We start from the raw sequence: 14,944 nt of genomic DNA, 5'->3' as shown, positions 1-14,944 counted from the left end.
GGTGAAACAGTGGCTACGAAAACCGTGCGCTCATACAGCAGCCATATCGGCCACGCCGACCCGTACTAGGATCTTGTAAGTCTTGCCGTCGCTCTCGAAGCCGCCACGCCAGGCATGACCGCGCTTCGCAAGCTCCGGAAGCAGGAAGATCGGCTCGCGGCACAACAAGGCGGACAGCACCTCGCCCTTCTTCAATTCTTCCGTGGCCGCAAGAATGCGCACCATCGGTTCCGGCGGATCGAGATCGCGGTTGTCGAGATGTTGAGCGGGGTCGGGCCACTCCGCTGTGTCCTGCGCGGGTGCATCCAAAGGAGGTTCCGATTTTGTCGCTCCCTCGGCCGGACGGAAAAGAACCTCCCAATCCCCGCCGCCGATCTCGCGCGCTTCATGACTGAATCCCTTCGAGCCGAGCACGCTGAACAGCGGCGTCGGCTTGAAGGTCGCGAGCAATTTCAGCCCCTGCCCCGGCTGGAGCCCGGTTATCGCGCCCATGATTTCTCCAAAAGGTTCGCCGCCATTCCGGAGGATCGGCCGGACATCCAGTTCAACGAACGATGTTGTCATCGCATAATCTCCTCTTTTGATCAGGTGTGGCACGACAGCAGAAGATGCGGGAGCCGGACGCCCTGCGGCAGGCGGGCCTCCGCCTTCACATCCGCCAGACGGCGTGTCCGTATCAGTTGCGCGGCAATGCCTGTGGTCCCGACGGCCATCGCAACGGCCGCGAACCGGAAAGCAGTCGGCGCGTCCGCAAGAAGCGCAACAGCGCCAACTCCGACCGCGGCGAAATAGAGAGCGAACCACTTGATCGCGCGTGCCTCCACCACAAGGTCCTGCACGCGTGGCGTCTGGATCTTGCCGAGCACCGGCCCATAACATTCAAGCCATGTGAGAAATGCCACGATCTTGTAGAGCTGGGAGAGGCCGAGCCCCGTCAACCAGCCGAACGCGACCAGGAAGACCACGGCGCCGACGTGATCGCTCAGGCGCCCCAACGCCAGAAGAACCACGATGAGCGCGACCGAAGCCGCAAGGTAACCAAGAGCGATCCCGGCCGTGCGGCTGTTGAGTTCGATATTGCGGCGCTTGCGTGCGCGATAGAGATGAATGGCATCGGCACCATAAAATGCGAGTGCCGGAAGTGCCACGGCCAGCGCGGCAAGAAACGTCAGCAACAGGTTGCCTTCAAGAAGAACCGTGACGACCCCGCCGACAATCACGATCGCGAGCGCCGCCGTGCCCAGATAGAACGCGCTTTTCGGCCTCGCGCCGTCAAGCTCCGGCGCCAGCATGAACATCGCGAGCAACCGATAGCTCACGCCGACCGCCGTGAAGGTGAGCCAGCCGCCGAGGCCCGCGATCGCATGAATGGGGAGCCCCGCCCCGGTCAACGCCAGAAGCGGCCTGGATTCGATCACGCCCCCCAACACGAGAGAGAAGATCGCCCCCAGCGCGACCGTCGATACGACGCTCGCAAGGCCCGCCGCGACGAACCACGCCGGCAGCGGCACGGTCTTCGACGCAATCATCGTCCGCACGAGATTATACAACACGAGCGAGAAACCGAGGCTCAACAGGACGGCGGCTGCGGTGAAGAACGGAACGCCAAGGTCGATACGCCCGCCGAATTGCAAGAACGCGAGAATCAATGCCGCAAGACCCGCGACCAGCGAAACAAGCGCAGGCACTGCAAGCGCATTGCTATGAAGCGGTTGCACCACAAGAACCGGCAGAAACTGAAAAAGTGCGCCGCACATCAAAAGGCTGAGCCAGCCGATGGCGACGACATGAACGAGGATCAGCGTATCGGGCGATGCGGCCGCCACAGCCGGAAAGCCGAAGCCCGTGGCCATCATGATTTCCGCCGCGAGCAACGCAACGAGCGCCGCGGCAAAATAGGACATCGTCCATCTCGACAGTGAAACGCCGACCATGCGGACCTCCTTATCGAAGCCCGCACCGGTGCATGGAGAATTCCGGCGCGAGCCTCGCGGGAAAGACTCAGGCAGCCTTTGCGAGCTTGCCGATCTCCACCTGCCAGACCTCCGGTCCGCGCTCGACATAGGTCCAGGAGAACTGCTTCGGATATTCAGCCTCGAGCTGATAGTAGAGCGGCTTCGGATCGTGATCGTTGACCAGGATGAAGCTTCCGCCGGGCGTCAGCTTGTTGACGAGTTCAAAGATTTTCGCGTGACGCTGCGCCGGGATCAGGCTGCGCACATCAACCTTGGTGACGTTCGAATTCTTGGTGGCATCGGTCATAGTCAGGCTCCTACCATGGGATTGATCTCAATCGGGTGGCGCTTGCGCCGCACCGCGTCCGCGCGGAACGTCGTCTCCCGAAGACCACTGCGACGTCGATTTCTGCGGCCTGCCGTCTTCAGATACGAGGGAGCATTATCCTTAAAAGATATATTGTCAATATATGTTTTAAGGAATGCCGCCTCTGGATTTCGGAGCGTCGCATTTCGTCACCAAACAATGGATGGTTGGCCTGGTCGGCTACTACTTTCAGAAGGCGACAGCGACAGCGGCACCGGCGCCGTTCTTGGCGACTTCAGGTCTCATGTGGCTGGCGTGGGCCCACAGCTACCTATTCCCATCAACGGGATGCAGGATTATATCAACCTAAAGGGCTATAAGGAGTTTTGGCCCACCTGGAATGAGCCTGACATGAGTGTTGCTTTTACCAAGGAAGAGAGTGCCGAAACTGCATCGGAGACCTTTCTGCCCGATCGCCCGATTTCATCACATCCCAACCTTGTTACAGAATCCGGCCTGAAGGCTCTCGAACTTCAGCTGCATCAAGCACACACGGCTTATGAGGCAGCGCAAAAGATCGAAGACATCAACGAGCGACGACGACAAGCCGCAATTCCCCTGCGCGACGCGCGCTATTTCGCCGCGCGGGTACGGACGGCGCAGGTCATCGCCGATCCAACATCAACCGACGCGGTCGCCTTTGGTAACACGGTGACCTTCAGGCGCGACGACGGGCGGGTGCAGACATATCGCATCGTCGGAGAGGATGAAGCCGATCCAAAGGCTGGCACCATTTCCTTCGCATCCCCGGTCGCGAGACTCCTGCTGGGCAAGACCGTTGGAGAAGAAGTCGCTGCATCCGGTCAGAACCTTGAGATCATTTCGATCTCATAATCCCTCCCCTACTGTACGGTACCAATGTCGACATAGACGCTACTCCTGAAGATCGACACGGCAAGCACCGCTTCGCCCGCGGCGGCACAACGTCGACCTTGCTATTCCCGCCAGCCGCGTGCCACCAAGACTCGGTTCCCCTGCCTCATACTTTTCACCGTGCTGCCTTGGTTTAGTCAAAGCGCGATGCGTCCATCATTTCGCACGCGCATTGGTCGGAATTTCTCCCGCGCAACACACCGCGCGCGATCACGGAGCGCTAATGCAATCGCAGCATGCAGATCCGCACGACACCATCGCCGCGCAACTGCGCGCCTTGGCAACGCCTCGCACGGACGATCTCCCCGGTCCCAGCGTCACGCCTGCAGCGTCGCCTGAACCGGCGAACGAGCCACCGGTCCAAGCCACACCATTAAACGACAACGCCGGTGACATGCGCATCCCGATATCGCGCGCGCGATCTGGTCGAAACGTTGTCTTCCTGGCCATCTGCGCTGGCACCGCCGCAGCGGCATGGCATTTCTATGGTGACCAGGCGAAGCAGCGGTTTTCAGACCTGGTGCCGCAATTTCACGTAACTGCGCCAGCTTCAACGCCAAACACCAGCGTCGCCGAGCCACAGGACGTAGCCTCCCAAACCGCGGCACCTCAACCGGTTGCCACCCCGGCACCTACGCAAGAGGGCAGCAACGCGGCATCCACAACGCCAGCATTGCCACCTGAACCGGCTCCCGCCATACCGGCGGCGGAGGCTCCTCCGGCGCAGGCCGCGCTGCCGCCTGAAGTTACACAGTCTCTTGAAACAATGGCGCAAGAAATTGCTTCGTTGAAGCAAACAGTAGAACAGTTGCGGGTCAGTCAGCAGCAGTTGAGCGACGATGTCGCGAAAATCAGCGAGCACACGGCACGTCAAAAGCCTGTCGCCAAGCCAGCTTCACGACCACGGCATGCGCCAACGCCAGCCGTGGCTTCGCGTCCTGTTGCACCCTATTCGCCGCCACAAACACAGCCGCAACGGCAAATCTATCCGCAGAGCACCGCACCACGAGCAACTTACAATCCGCCCCCGGTGCCCACGCAACTTCCACCACAACCCGGCGACAGCACCGCGCCTAGACCACCAATGCCGCTGCACTAATCACTCATTGCGGACGAACCGCCGCGACCTTTGCGGCCTCCACTTGCGCGCTCATTAAAGCTGCATCAATGGCAAACACGGTTGGTCGCCTGAACTAAACTCTCAGCACGATCTTGGCCGCTGACACGGAGCCTTGATCGATATCGCGGAAAGCCTGTGCGCCGTCGGCGAGGCTGCGCTGCTCGATCCAGCCAATTGAGCCAAAGCGGCGATGCTCCAGTGCATGAACGGTGTCGGCGAAATCCTGCGGCGTGTAACAGTACGAGCCGGTGAAGGTAACTTCCTGTAAGGTGATCTTGCGGATGTCGAGACCATCCATCCCCGGCAACAAGCCGATATGAACGATGACGCCGCCCGGACGCACCATGCGGCTTGCGGCTGCTCTTGTCGCACCAGCTCCCACGGCATCAATGACGAGGTCCATACTGTCAGCCTGCGGACCACCGCCGTTTGACGGATCGTAGACCGTCAGGCCTCCAATCGCCTGAAGCGTCTCGCGTCGGCCTGCATTGGTTTCGCCGACATAAACCTCAGCCGCCGCGAACAACTTTGCCACCAATGCGGCCGCAAGCCCGATCGCGCCGCCACCAAGTACGGCGACACGAGCCGTCGCAATTGGTTGTTGCAGCTTCTCCGCGCCGACGCGAACGGCATGCCACGACACCGCAATCGGCTCCGCCAGTGCAGCCTCGAAGATCGGCAAGTCCGGCGAAATTGGCAGCAAATTGCGCTCGGGAACGCTAACATAGCTGGCGAAGGCACCGGGGCGCGGCGGCATCGACAGGATTTGCCGGGTCGGCGACAAATGCGGCAATCCTCGAACCGCATAAGGGCAGAGCGGGTCGACGACGAGCGGATTGACCGTGATGCGCTCGCCGGTGCGTGGTCCTGTAACAATCGTGCCTGCAGCTTCATGCCCGAGGATCAGCGGTGCGGGACGGCGCGTGTCGAGACCATGATAAGCATGCATATCGGAACCACAGATGCCCACCGCCTCAACCTTGACGACCGCTTCATCGTTGCCCGGCACAGGCTCCGGTTCATCGCGGTAAACAAGCGAGTTCGGACCTAGATATACAAGCGCTTTCATGTTCACTTCCTACTTGGCGGTAAAGCCGCCATCGACCGCCAGCGTCTGGCCGGTGATGTAGGCCGATGCATCGGACGCGAAAAAGATCGTCACGCCGTGCAAATCCGCAAGCTCGCCGTTACGGCCGATTGCGGTCTGCGCCGCCATCCGATTAGCGCGTTCCGTGTCGCCAAACACGGGAGCTGTCAGCGGCGTTGGGAAGAATCCCGGCGCGATCGCGTTGCAGGTCACGCCATGACGCGACCACTCCTCCGCAATCGCCCGCGTCAGTTGGACGATTCCGCCCTTGGCCGCGCCATAGGGTGCAGAATCAGGAAAAGCGCGCGTGCTCTGCAACGATGCGATGTTGATGATACGTCCCCACTTGCGTTCTGCCATTTTCGGCGCGAAGGCCTGAGTGAGAAGAAACGGCGCGCGCAGATGAAGCGCCATATGCAGGTCGAACGCCTCGGCAGACACCGTGCGGAACGGCTGGCGCAGATTCACGCCAGCCGCATTGACGATGATGTCGATGTTCTTGTCCGATAGCGCGTCGGAAAGCGCACAGATGGCCGCGGCATCGGCCAGATCTGCAGCCGCGGCGCTGGCGTCGAAACCCTCATCGCTCAGCGTAGCCGCCGCGTTCTCCAATTCGTCCGTCCGGCGGGCGACCAGAACGATCGCCGCTCCGGCCAGCGCCAGCGCCCGGGCCATAGCCAGACCAATGCCGCTGTTGCCGCCTGTGACGAGCGCGGTGCGTCCGGTTAGATCGAACAGATCGACAGGTTTGAACATGGCTCAATCCTGAACGGGCGCACCGAGATCGATATTCATACCCGGCGCATATTTCCGCATCCGGACATCGCTGGTGCGCGCATGCGCCTCCATGCCCTCGAGACGAGAGATACGGGCAGAAACCGGCGCAATCGTCCGGCAGCCGTCGCGATTCATCTTCTGCCAGGTTAATGGCTTGAGGAATTTGTGCACCGACAGGCCAGCCGAATAACGCGCGGCAAATTTGGTCGGCAAAATGTGGTTCGGACCCGACACCTTGTCGCCGAACGACACGTTCGTTTCTTCACCGAGGAAGAGCGAACCGTAGTTCGTGAGATTATCGAGCCACCAGTCGAGATCCCCGCAGTGCACCTCGAGATGTTCACTCGCGTACTCGTCGGACACCCGAACCATTTCCTCCCGCGTATCGCACAGCACGATCTCGCTGTAGTCTCGCCATGCGGCGACAGACGCTTCTCGCGCACTCGCTGGAAGTTCAGCGATCAACTCGGGAACGATCCGCGCCACCTCATCGGCCACACGACGCGAGGACGTAATCAGCCAGGCCGGGCTTTCGACACCGTGCTCCATCTGCCCGACGAGATCGGCGGCGACGATCATCGGATCGGCGCTGTCGTCGGCCAGCACCGCTACTTCGGACGGGCCGGCGAACACGTCGATGCCGACCTTGCCAAACAATGTGCGTTTGGCTTCAGCGACAAATTTGTTGCCGGGCCCGACGATGATGTCAGCCGGCTTTCCGCTGAACAGGCCGAAAGCCATCGCGGCGATAGCCTGAACACCGCCGAGCGTCATGATGATATCCGCGCCAGCGACCTTCATCGCGTAGAGGACATGCGGATGAATACCCTGACCACGGAACGGCGTTGAGCATGCGATGACAGTATTGACGCCGGCGGCCTTGGCCGTAGCGACAGACATGTAGGCAGAGGCGATATGGGCATATCGACCCGTCGGCACGTAGCAACCGGCGGTTTCGCAGGCCACGAGCTTCTGGCCGAGCCAGAGGCCGGGAATCGGCTCGTAAGAGAAGTTCGTGACCGATTTCATCTGGTTTTCGGCGAACGTGCGGACATTACCCGCCGCAAAATCGATATCGTCCTTGATGCTCTGCGGAATTTCTGCGGTTCGCCGCGCAATCTCGTCTTCCGTGACGACGATGTCGCCATTCCATTTGTCGAGCTTCAGCGCGTAATCACGCACCGCCTGTTCGCCGCCTTTTTCAATCGTTGCCAGCATCTCGTCGACAACCTTGCGGGCAGTCCCGGTTTCACTCGCCGGAGTCTTCGTTGCTTTCTTCAGATAGGTTACGGTCATCACGCGGCCCTTCAGTTTGGGTTTTGCGGGCGGTGACTTAAAGACCGCCCACAGGGTTTGCTATTTCTGGTCAAATTCGGTGGCGAAGGCGCGCAGCTTCGGATCAGCCGCGACCATCTTCATGTATTTGTCAGTGATGTAGCTCTTGGGATCAGGATTGGACGACAGCGTGTTGACGCTCGTCATGTACTTGCCGATGTTGGAGAACCAGATATCGACCTCCGACGGCCCCTTCGAATTGTCCATCAGCTTTAGCTGCTCATCCAGCGAGAACACCGGACGGAGCTTGAATTCCTGATCCATTGCCTCGGGCGTGGCCTCCAGACCGCCTTCCTTATAGAATGCGAGAGCCATCTTCTTCGCTTCGGCCTGATGCGACTTCGCCCATGACCAGCCGCGCAGATAGACGGCGAGGAATTTAGCGACGTTTTCCGGACTCTTCTTGGCATAGTCGGCAGTCACGACCAGCGCGCCCGGAACCATCGCGCCGGTGTCCGCGCCGCTACACAGATATTCGGCCTTGGCTCTATCCTGAAGCGTGTAAGTGTTCGGCGCCCAGACACCTGCAATATTGCCGTTGCCTGACGTGACGGCGGTAATGATCTGCGCCTGGCCAAGATTGACGAACTGCACGTCGCTCTGTTTCACACCCATCTTGTCGAGGCAGTTGCGGGCGGCGTAATCGACCGTCGAGTTGGTCGTCAGCAGGATGCGCTGCCCCTTGAGCTTCGTCGGATCGGCCTTGATCGCCTGATACTCCTTTGGAGTCGCCATCAGCGCGTTGGCTTTCGATTCGTCGTTGGTAATACCGATCGTCTCAATGTTGAAGCGAGCCGCACCAAGCACGGCCGGCACAGAGCCTGTGCCTCCAACGTCCCAGGAGCCCGATGCACCCGCCGCGATTTGCGGCGCGCCGGCGGGAAACGTCGAGAAGTTCGGAGACAGGCCAACTTCCTTCCACCATCCCTTTTGCGTGGCGTAGTAGAACGGCAGCGCCCAATAGAGTGAGGGCTGATAACTGACGCCGATCTGATCGGCTGCGCGGACACCGCCGGACGAGAGGGCCGCGGCGGTGAATCCCGCAACCAAAGTCATTCCGAGTCGTCGAAAGCCTTTCATCGTTTCCTCCCTTTCAAAATTCGACACATCACCCGCTGCAACTACGTGGCCGCAGCGATTTTTTCTTCACGCAGTGATTTCCAGATTCGCGTCCGCAGGTGGACGAAGGATTCGAGGTCCATCACATCCTCGATCTTCTCGTAGCCGCCCCAGTTCTCCTGGGTCCGGATGGATTTGACGTCGATCACTTCCTTGATCGTGCCCGGCCGGCGAGTCATGATCGCGACGCGGTCGGCGAGATAAACGGCTTCCTCGACGCCGTGGGTGATGAACAACACCGTGCGGGGGTTGACCCGCGCAAGGCGAACCAGTTCTTCCTGCATCACGACACGGGTTTGAGCGTCGAGCGCGCCGAACGGCTCGTCCATCAAAAGGACGCTGGGATCGAGAACATATGCACGTGCGATCGCAACGCGCTGCTGCATGCCGCCGGACAACTGATGCGGATAAGCATCGCCGTGGCTTTCCAGCGTCATCAACTTCAGCGCATTCGCGACAAGATGATCGCGCTCGGCCTTGGCGATGCCTTTGTTGCGCAGGCCAAACTCGATATTTTGCCGCACCGTCTTCCAGGGGAAGAGCGCGAACTGCTGAAACACCACCGCGCGATCAGCGCCCGGCGCCGTGACGGCCTGATCGTTGACCAGAACCTTGCCGCTCGACACGCTCTCGAATCCGGCAACCATGCGAAGGCAGGTGGTCTTGCCGCATCCCGACGGTCCGACGATGGCAACGAACTCCTTCTCGGAAATCTCGAGTGAGACGCCATCGAGCGCCTTGAAGCCAGTCTTTGCGTGACCGTAGACCTTGCCGACGTTCTCAAAACGGATCGAACCCACCTTCTCTCTCCTCTACTCAGCGAGTCCGCGACGGCGGCGAATGACTGCTTCGCCACGGCGAAGCAGTATGTCGATGATGAGTCCAACGATGCCAATTGCGACCATGCCGCTCATGACGGTTGATGTCGCGACGTTGGCCTGCGCCTGCACCATCATGAAACCCACGCCTGTCGATGCGACAATCAGCTCTGCACCGACGAGCGATTGCCACCCAAGGCCAGCCGCCACCCGCAGGCCCGCGACGATCGAAGGAACGGAGGCCGGCAACAGGATGTCCTTCATCATGCGCAGATGGCCCGTCCCGAGCATCTCGGCCGCTTCGATCAGTTGCGGATCGACCTGCTTGGCACCGCGATAGGCGTTGATGACGCAAGGCGGGAAGGCGCCGGCGAAGATAATCATGATCGGACCGCCCACACCCGTCCCGAACCAGAGAGCTGCGAACGGCACCCACGCGATCGGTGCGATAAAACGCAGCCCATCGAAAATCGGCGCAACGATTTCGTCGACGACGCGAAACCAGCCCATGATGAGGCCAAGCGGGATACCGATCAGCGCAGCGAGCAGAAAACCGGAAATGAAGCGACTGAAGCTGTAGGCGATATGAGCGGGCAGCGTCGCGCCGGCGAACGGTTGCATCGTCAACGTAACAATGCGCTCAACGACCGTGACGGGACCCGGTAGAAACTGCTGCGGCACAAGACCCGTTGCGGGCAGCAGGTACCAAATGCCGAGGAAGGCAACGAGGCCGATAAAGCCGTACACGACCGTTTCAACGAAGGAGAGCCGCCGCTGCATCTCAGGCCCTCCCCCGCACCGACCAGGACAGGACGGACTTCTCGACAAGGCCGAGAATGAACGTCGTGAACCAGCCGAGTGCGCCCGCGGTCAGCATGCCGACGAGGATCATCGCCGGATAAATATCCTGCTGCGCCACGTTGAGGACGAAGCCGATGCCGACCAGCGCGCCGACAAGTTCGGCCGCAACCAATGTCGTCCATGATGCCTGCAGCGACAGCCGCAGTCCGGTGAAGATCATCGGCAGCGCGCCGGGCAGGATCACTTCCGTGACAAGCCGGAACGACGGCGTTCCGAGCATCCTCGCCGCCTCGATCACCGACTTGTCGATATTGCGCACACCCGCATGCGCATTGATGACCGAGGGGACGAAGGCGGCGAACCAGATCACCATCACCTTTGCCGCGTCACCGAGACCGAGCCACAGGATCGCCAGCGGAATCCAGGCAAGCGGCGGAATCGGGCGGATTAACGTGAACACCGGATTGATTAATGCTTCGGCCTTGCGATTCCATCCCATCAACAAACCGAGCGGAACGCCGGTACCGACTGCCACGATAAAACTGATGATGATGAGCCGCAGGCTATGCCAGGCGTGTTCGTGCAGAAGGCTGCCCGCATACCCACGCAATTCGATCTGCTTGAGCGCATTCCAAAAAGCTGCGGGCGTCGGGAAACGACCTACAGGGATAATGCCGAACCAGTTCGTCAATGCGAACCACAGCACGATGACCCCAAGGATCGCGCCCAGGCCGATGACAGTCTTGCGACTCCGCACCAGTTTCGCTCCCTAAAATATTTTTCATTATTTTCAGAAAACGTTTCATGACGAATGGTCGATGTCAACAGCCATTAAGTCTTGATTTTCGATATTCCGCTTGCGTTGTCGTTTCGAGAGGCCTCATATGTACTGAAAATTATTTTCATAAGAGGATCACATGGCACGGCCGGCCCGCCCCCGATTGGTCGATGTGGCGCGAGACTCAAAAGTATCGCTGGCAACCGTCTCGCGCGCGCTCGCTCAGCCGGAGTTGGTCAATGGAGCGACGCTGAAGCGTGTTCTCGCGAGCGCCGAACGATTGGGCTATCTGGTGCCGCGCGCAGTATCGATGACGCGCTCGAGCGCACGCTTCATCGGAGCCATCGTCCCGACCCTCGATAACGCCACTTTCGCGCACGCCGTTGAGGCGATGCAGGCCAGCCTCGCCCAGTCAGGCTGTCAGTTGCTCGTGGCGACCACAGGCTACAGTTCTGCGGCCGAAGCCGAAGCGTTGCGCTCGCTCCTGGCCCGCGGCGTAGACGGCATCATGCTGGTCGGCGCAGCACGCCTGCCGGAGACCATTCGCCTGCTCGAAGAGACAGATGCGCCTGTCGTTCTGACGTGGGTTGCCGACGATCGCTTCGATGCCGTCGCGATCGACAACGTTCTGGCGGGACGCCTCGCCGCGCGGCACCTTGTTGAGCTTGGCCATACGCGCATCGGTGTCGTGACAGGTCGGCTGGCCAACAATGATCGGCAACAATTGCGCGTCGAAGGCATTCGCGCCGAACTCGTCGAGGCCGGACTATCGCTTCCGGATTGGCGGATCAGCCAGCAGCCCTACTCACTTGCAGGCGGCCGCGCGGGCTGCACAACGCTTCTGTCGTTGGCCGATGCGCCAACCGCAATCATCTGCGGCATCGATATTCAGGCATTCGGTTGTCTCGTCGAGGCGCATTCCCGCGGCATCAGCGTGCCGGAGCGCCTGTCACTCGTCGGAATCGACGATCTTGAGATGTCGGCGCATATGTCACCGGCGCTGACGACCGTTCATATTTCGACAGGGTCAATCGGCAAATGCGCCGCCGACAAGCTGATGGCCCGACTCGACGGAAAGGCTGTCGAGCGCATTACCGAACTGCCGATCGAACTTGTCGTACGCCAATCGACGGCCGCGTTCCGCTAGTTGCGAAACGTTCCTCTCCCGGTCAAGAAAACTGGTAAGGGGCGTTAAAGAACGAGCGCTCGGCTATCACCAGGCAGCGGTACACATCGCAACTGTCTGCTTAGACTTGGCCTCTAGAAACCGCCAAGAAGCATCGATTTTCTGCCAAGAGTTAAGCATCGGCTTGAACAGAGCATGAGCACCGAATGCGATGGCGACGTGCTCTTCGTTGCAGCGCTCGACGCAGAGCACACGATTGAGATGGCATGGCCGGCGAGGGTAAACGACTTGTTACAAATTCGAAGTTGCCACGCTATCTCATAAGATGTATTACTTGTACATCTTATGTAACATCGCTTAGCCACCGTAAGGAGGCAGCCATGGCCAAGGGCGTCAGCGACGTTCCTCCAGCAGACAGTCTTGCTCTGATCCAGGATCATCCAACCGGCTGGCAACGCTATCTTTACTCGACAAATCACAAAGACATCGGAACAATGTATTTTGTGTTCTCGATTGTTGCCGGTACCGTCGGTGTCTTCTTTTCCATCGTGATCCGGGCCGAGCTTGAATTTCCTGGCCTGCAGATATTCAGCAATCCGCACACCTATAATGTGTTCGTAACCGGCCACGGGCTGGTGATGATTTTCTTCGCGTTAATGCCGGCAATGATGGGCGGATTCGGCAACTGGATGGTGCCGCTAATGATCGGCGCTCCGGACATGGCATTCCCACGAATGAACAACGTCTCATTCTGGTTGCTACCTTCCTCCTTCACCCTGCTCATCATGTCGATGTTCATGGATGGAGAGCCCGGCTCAAGCGGAGCTGGCACCGGCTGGACGCTCTATGCGCCGCTTTCGACTGCCGGCCATCCGGGCCCAGCAGTCGATTTCCTTATTTTGTCCCTGCATCTGGCTGGCGCGTCCTCCATTCTCGGCGCCATCAACTTTATCACCACGATCTTCAATATGCGTGCACCCGGCATGACGATGCACAAGATGCCGCTGTTCGTCTGGTCGGTGCTGGTCACCGCGTTTATGTTGCTTTTGTCGCTTCCGGTTCTTGCCGGAGCCATCACCATGCTGCTGACCGATCGTAATTTTGGCACGACTTTCTTTGCACCAGAAGGTGGCGGCGACCCGATCTTGTACCAGCACCTGTTCTGGTTCTTCGGCCACCCCGAAGTCTACATCATGATCCTGCCCGGCTTCGGAATCATCAGCCACGTGATCTCGACCTTCAGCCGCAAACCGATCTTCGGCTATCTCGGCATGGTCTATGCGCTGGTGGCCATTGGTGGCATCGGCTTCGTCGTGTGGGCGCACCATATGTACACCGTCGGAATGACGAGTTCAGCGCAAGCCTATTTTGCCGCAGCCAGCATGGTCATTGCCGTGCCAACGGGCGTGAAGGTTTTCTCCTGGATTGCGACTATGTGGGGTGGATCGATAACGTTCAAGGTGCCGATGCTCTGGGCAGTTGGCTTCATTTTCGTCTTTACGATCGGTGGAGTAACCGGCGTCGTTCTCGCTAACCCGGGAGTCGACCGCGTTTTGCAGGACACCTATTACGTCGTTGCGCACTTCCACTACGTTCTATCGCTTGGCGCAGTGTTTGCGATCTTCGCAGGCTGGTACTATTGGTTCCCAAAGATCACCGGATACATGTATTCAGCGTTCTTCGGAAAGCTGCATTTCTGGCTGACTTTCGTTGGCGTCAATCTCGCATTTTTCCCGATGCATTTTCTTGGTAACGCAGGAATGCCGCGCCGTGTTGCCGACTATCCCAACGCGTTTGCGCGCTTCAACGAGATATCGTCGATTGGCGCCTATATCTCTGGCGTGGGCCTAGTGGTCTTTCTAATCGGAATGATCTATTCACTTCTCCGCCGGGAAAAGGCGGCTGCCAATCCGTGGGGTGATGGGGCAACGACTCTGGAATGGAGTCTGTCGTCCCCACCGCCATTCCATCAATTTGAGAAACTGCCACTCATTTCGTGAACTCTTAGCATGACGCGACTCTCGCGCCCATGTTCACGCTCTCGCAGACTGCTCTGTTTGTAACCGAGCAAGGGTGGCATAGAAAACTGTTATCAATCGCCACCGGATACGTTTGCCAAAGTAATAAAATCCTGCAGCGATTGCCGCTGCTCTCTGAAGCTGTGCCGATCCCGCAGTTCGGGCGGAGCGCTCCAGCCGGGCTCTATTCCGGTCATGTCCGGGAGCTCATGCGCGATGCCCTTATGGCAGTCAATACAGGTTCGCTCACCCGAGACCAGATAGCGGGTGTGGATTTCGGCCGCGCGCGGCGTCTGTTTTGCAAAATCCATTGCAATCGAGGAATGGCAGTTTCGGCATTCCAGGGAATCGTTAGCCTTGAGCCGTTCCCATTCGTGCTTGGCAAGCTCAAGACGCATATCGAGAAACTTCTTGCGGGTTGAGATGGTGCCGAAAATCTTGCCCCAGACTTCCTTCGAGGCCTGCATCTTGCGCGCGATCTTGTCGGTCCAGTTGTGCGGCACATGGCAGTCCGGACAGGTGGCGCGAACTCCCGAGCGATTGGAGAAATGAACGGTGTGCTGCAGCTCCTGATAAACGTTGTCATGCATCTCATGGCACGACACACAGAATTTCTCCGTGTTGGTCAATTCGAGCGCCGTATTGAATGCACCCCAGAACATCACGCCACAAAAGAAACCGCCCAGGGTCAGAAAACCGAGGCTGAAATACATGCTCGGCCGGCTGACGATTCGCCAGAACCACAGCAGCAGGGCTTTCAGTTTCGCCAT

General features: G+C 59.3%; 15 protein-coding genes. 4 read left to right on the top strand and 11 right to left on the bottom strand.

Annotation, left to right across the window (positions count from 1 at the left end; translation table 11 throughout):
• Positions 1-30 precede the first annotated feature (30 nt).
• From HMPREF9697_RS17445 to HMPREF9697_RS17435, 3 genes are all read right to left on the bottom strand, one after another.
• Complete coding sequence (locus HMPREF9697_RS17445; RefSeq protein WP_002718567.1) at positions 31-564, bottom strand: DUF2249 domain-containing protein; 534 nt, start codon at positions 562-564, stop codon at positions 31-33.
• A gap of 20 nt (positions 565-584) precedes the next feature.
• The gene (locus HMPREF9697_RS17440) at positions 585-1,934 is read right to left on the bottom strand and encodes a hypothetical protein (protein ID WP_002718566.1); all 1,350 of its coding nucleotides are present in this window, start codon (positions 1,932-1,934) and stop codon (positions 585-587) included.
• A 67-nt stretch (positions 1,935-2,001) separates the two neighbouring features.
• Positions 2,002-2,262, bottom strand: coding sequence for a DUF2249 domain-containing protein (locus HMPREF9697_RS17435; protein ID WP_002718565.1), 261 nt, complete (start codon positions 2,260-2,262; stop codon positions 2,002-2,004).
• A gap of 411 nt (positions 2,263-2,673) precedes the next feature.
• Between HMPREF9697_RS17435 and greA the strand changes: the two genes are divergently transcribed.
• Together greA and HMPREF9697_RS20605 are read left to right on the top strand one after the other, a co-directional pair.
• The gene (gene greA / locus HMPREF9697_RS17430; protein WP_040308337.1) at positions 2,674-3,156 is read left to right on the top strand and encodes a transcription elongation factor GreA; all 483 of its coding nucleotides are present in this window, start codon (positions 2,674-2,676) and stop codon (positions 3,154-3,156) included.
• Positions 3,157-3,418: 262 nt separating this feature from the next.
• Positions 3,419-4,294 carry a hypothetical protein gene (locus HMPREF9697_RS20605; protein ID WP_002718563.1) on the top strand — a complete coding sequence of 292 codons (876 nt, stop codon included), beginning with the start codon at positions 3,419-3,421 and terminating at the stop codon, positions 4,292-4,294.
• 94 nt (positions 4,295-4,388) lie between these two features.
• Here HMPREF9697_RS20605 and HMPREF9697_RS17420 read toward each other — a convergent pair whose 3' ends face one another.
• From HMPREF9697_RS17420 to HMPREF9697_RS17390, 7 genes are read right to left on the bottom strand one after another with little or no spacing between them, the layout of a single operon-like run.
• Entirely contained in the window at positions 4,389-5,384 is a 996-nt protein-coding gene (locus HMPREF9697_RS17420; protein ID WP_002718562.1) for an alcohol dehydrogenase catalytic domain-containing protein, read from the bottom strand.
• Positions 5,385-5,393: 9 nt separating this feature from the next.
• Entirely contained in the window at positions 5,394-6,158 is a 765-nt protein-coding gene (locus HMPREF9697_RS17415) for an SDR family NAD(P)-dependent oxidoreductase (RefSeq protein WP_002718561.1), read from the bottom strand.
• Between the two features lie 3 nt (positions 6,159-6,161).
• Entirely contained in the window at positions 6,162-7,475 is a 1,314-nt protein-coding gene (hisD, locus tag HMPREF9697_RS17410; protein ID WP_002718560.1) for a histidinol dehydrogenase, read from the bottom strand.
• Positions 7,476-7,535: 60 nt separating this feature from the next.
• On the bottom strand, positions 7,536-8,594 hold the full coding sequence (locus tag HMPREF9697_RS17405) for an ABC transporter substrate-binding protein (RefSeq protein WP_002718559.1): 1,059 nt from the start codon (positions 8,592-8,594) through the stop codon (positions 7,536-7,538).
• A 41-nt stretch (positions 8,595-8,635) separates the two neighbouring features.
• Positions 8,636-9,433 (bottom strand): ABC transporter ATP-binding protein, encoded by a 798-nt coding sequence (locus HMPREF9697_RS17400; RefSeq protein WP_002718558.1) that lies wholly within the window; start codon positions 9,431-9,433, stop codon positions 8,636-8,638.
• 12 nt (positions 9,434-9,445) lie between these two features.
• The gene (locus tag HMPREF9697_RS17395; protein ID WP_002718557.1) at positions 9,446-10,231 is read right to left on the bottom strand and encodes an ABC transporter permease; all 786 of its coding nucleotides are present in this window, start codon (positions 10,229-10,231) and stop codon (positions 9,446-9,448) included.
• Between the two features lies 1 nt (position 10,232).
• Positions 10,233-11,009, bottom strand: coding sequence for an ABC transporter permease (locus HMPREF9697_RS17390; protein ID WP_002718556.1), 777 nt, complete (start codon positions 11,007-11,009; stop codon positions 10,233-10,235).
• Positions 11,010-11,169: 160 nt separating this feature from the next.
• Here HMPREF9697_RS17390 and HMPREF9697_RS17385 point away from each other — a divergent pair, with 160 nt between their 5' ends.
• Complete coding sequence (locus HMPREF9697_RS17385; protein WP_002718555.1) at positions 11,170-12,177, top strand: LacI family DNA-binding transcriptional regulator; 1,008 nt, start codon at positions 11,170-11,172, stop codon at positions 12,175-12,177.
• A 359-nt stretch (positions 12,178-12,536) separates the two neighbouring features.
• A complete protein-coding gene (ctaD, locus tag HMPREF9697_RS17380) occupies positions 12,537-14,156 on the top strand; it encodes a cytochrome c oxidase subunit I (protein WP_002718554.1) in 1,620 nt (539 codons plus the stop codon).
• Positions 14,157-14,248: 92 nt separating this feature from the next.
• Here the strand turns inward: ctaD and HMPREF9697_RS17375 are convergent, their stop codons facing one another.
• Complete coding sequence (locus tag HMPREF9697_RS17375; protein ID WP_002718553.1) at positions 14,249-14,944, bottom strand: cytochrome c3 family protein; 696 nt, start codon at positions 14,942-14,944, stop codon at positions 14,249-14,251.

The sequence above is a fragment of the Afipia felis ATCC 53690 genome (assembly GCF_000314735.2).
In the GTDB taxonomy this organism is placed as follows: Bacteria; Pseudomonadota; Alphaproteobacteria; order Rhizobiales; family Xanthobacteraceae; genus Afipia; species Afipia felis.
Note: the sequence above shows the minus strand (reverse complement) of the source record. Positions and strands in the feature narration are given on the sequence as shown.

Excerpts from the sequence above, each read along its gene's own strand:
- HMPREF9697_RS17405 (WP_002718559.1), bottom strand. The coding sequence starts at position 8,594 with ATGAAAGGCTTTCGACGACTCGGAATGACTTTGGTTGCGGGATTCACC.
- HMPREF9697_RS17435 (WP_002718565.1), bottom strand. The coding sequence starts at position 2,262 with ATGACCGATGCCACCAAGAATTCGAACGTCACCAAGGTTGATGTGCGC.
- ctaD (WP_002718554.1), top strand. The coding sequence starts at position 12,537 with ATGGCCAAGGGCGTCAGCGACGTTCCTCCAGCAGACAGTCTTGCTCTG.
- hisD (WP_002718560.1), bottom strand. The coding sequence starts at position 7,475 with ATGACCGTAACCTATCTGAAGAAAGCAACGAAGACTCCGGCGAGTGAA.
- HMPREF9697_RS17415 (WP_002718561.1), bottom strand. The coding sequence starts at position 6,158 with ATGTTCAAACCTGTCGATCTGTTCGATCTAACCGGACGCACCGCGCTC.
- HMPREF9697_RS17375 (WP_002718553.1), bottom strand. The coding sequence starts at position 14,944 with ATGGCGAAACTGAAAGCCCTGCTGCTGTGGTTCTGGCGAATCGTCAGC.
- HMPREF9697_RS17385 (WP_002718555.1), top strand. The coding sequence starts at position 11,170 with ATGGCACGGCCGGCCCGCCCCCGATTGGTCGATGTGGCGCGAGACTCA.
- HMPREF9697_RS17440 (WP_002718566.1), bottom strand. The coding sequence starts at position 1,934 with ATGGTCGGCGTTTCACTGTCGAGATGGACGATGTCCTATTTTGCCGCG.
- HMPREF9697_RS17395 (WP_002718557.1), bottom strand. The coding sequence starts at position 10,231 with ATGCAGCGGCGGCTCTCCTTCGTTGAAACGGTCGTGTACGGCTTTATC.
- HMPREF9697_RS20605 (WP_002718563.1), top strand. The coding sequence starts at position 3,419 with ATGCAATCGCAGCATGCAGATCCGCACGACACCATCGCCGCGCAACTG.
- greA (WP_040308337.1), top strand. The coding sequence starts at position 2,674 with ATGAGTGTTGCTTTTACCAAGGAAGAGAGTGCCGAAACTGCATCGGAG.
- HMPREF9697_RS17420 (WP_002718562.1), bottom strand. The coding sequence starts at position 5,384 with ATGAAAGCGCTTGTATATCTAGGTCCGAACTCGCTTGTTTACCGCGAT.
- HMPREF9697_RS17445 (WP_002718567.1), bottom strand. The coding sequence starts at position 564 with ATGACAACATCGTTCGTTGAACTGGATGTCCGGCCGATCCTCCGGAAT.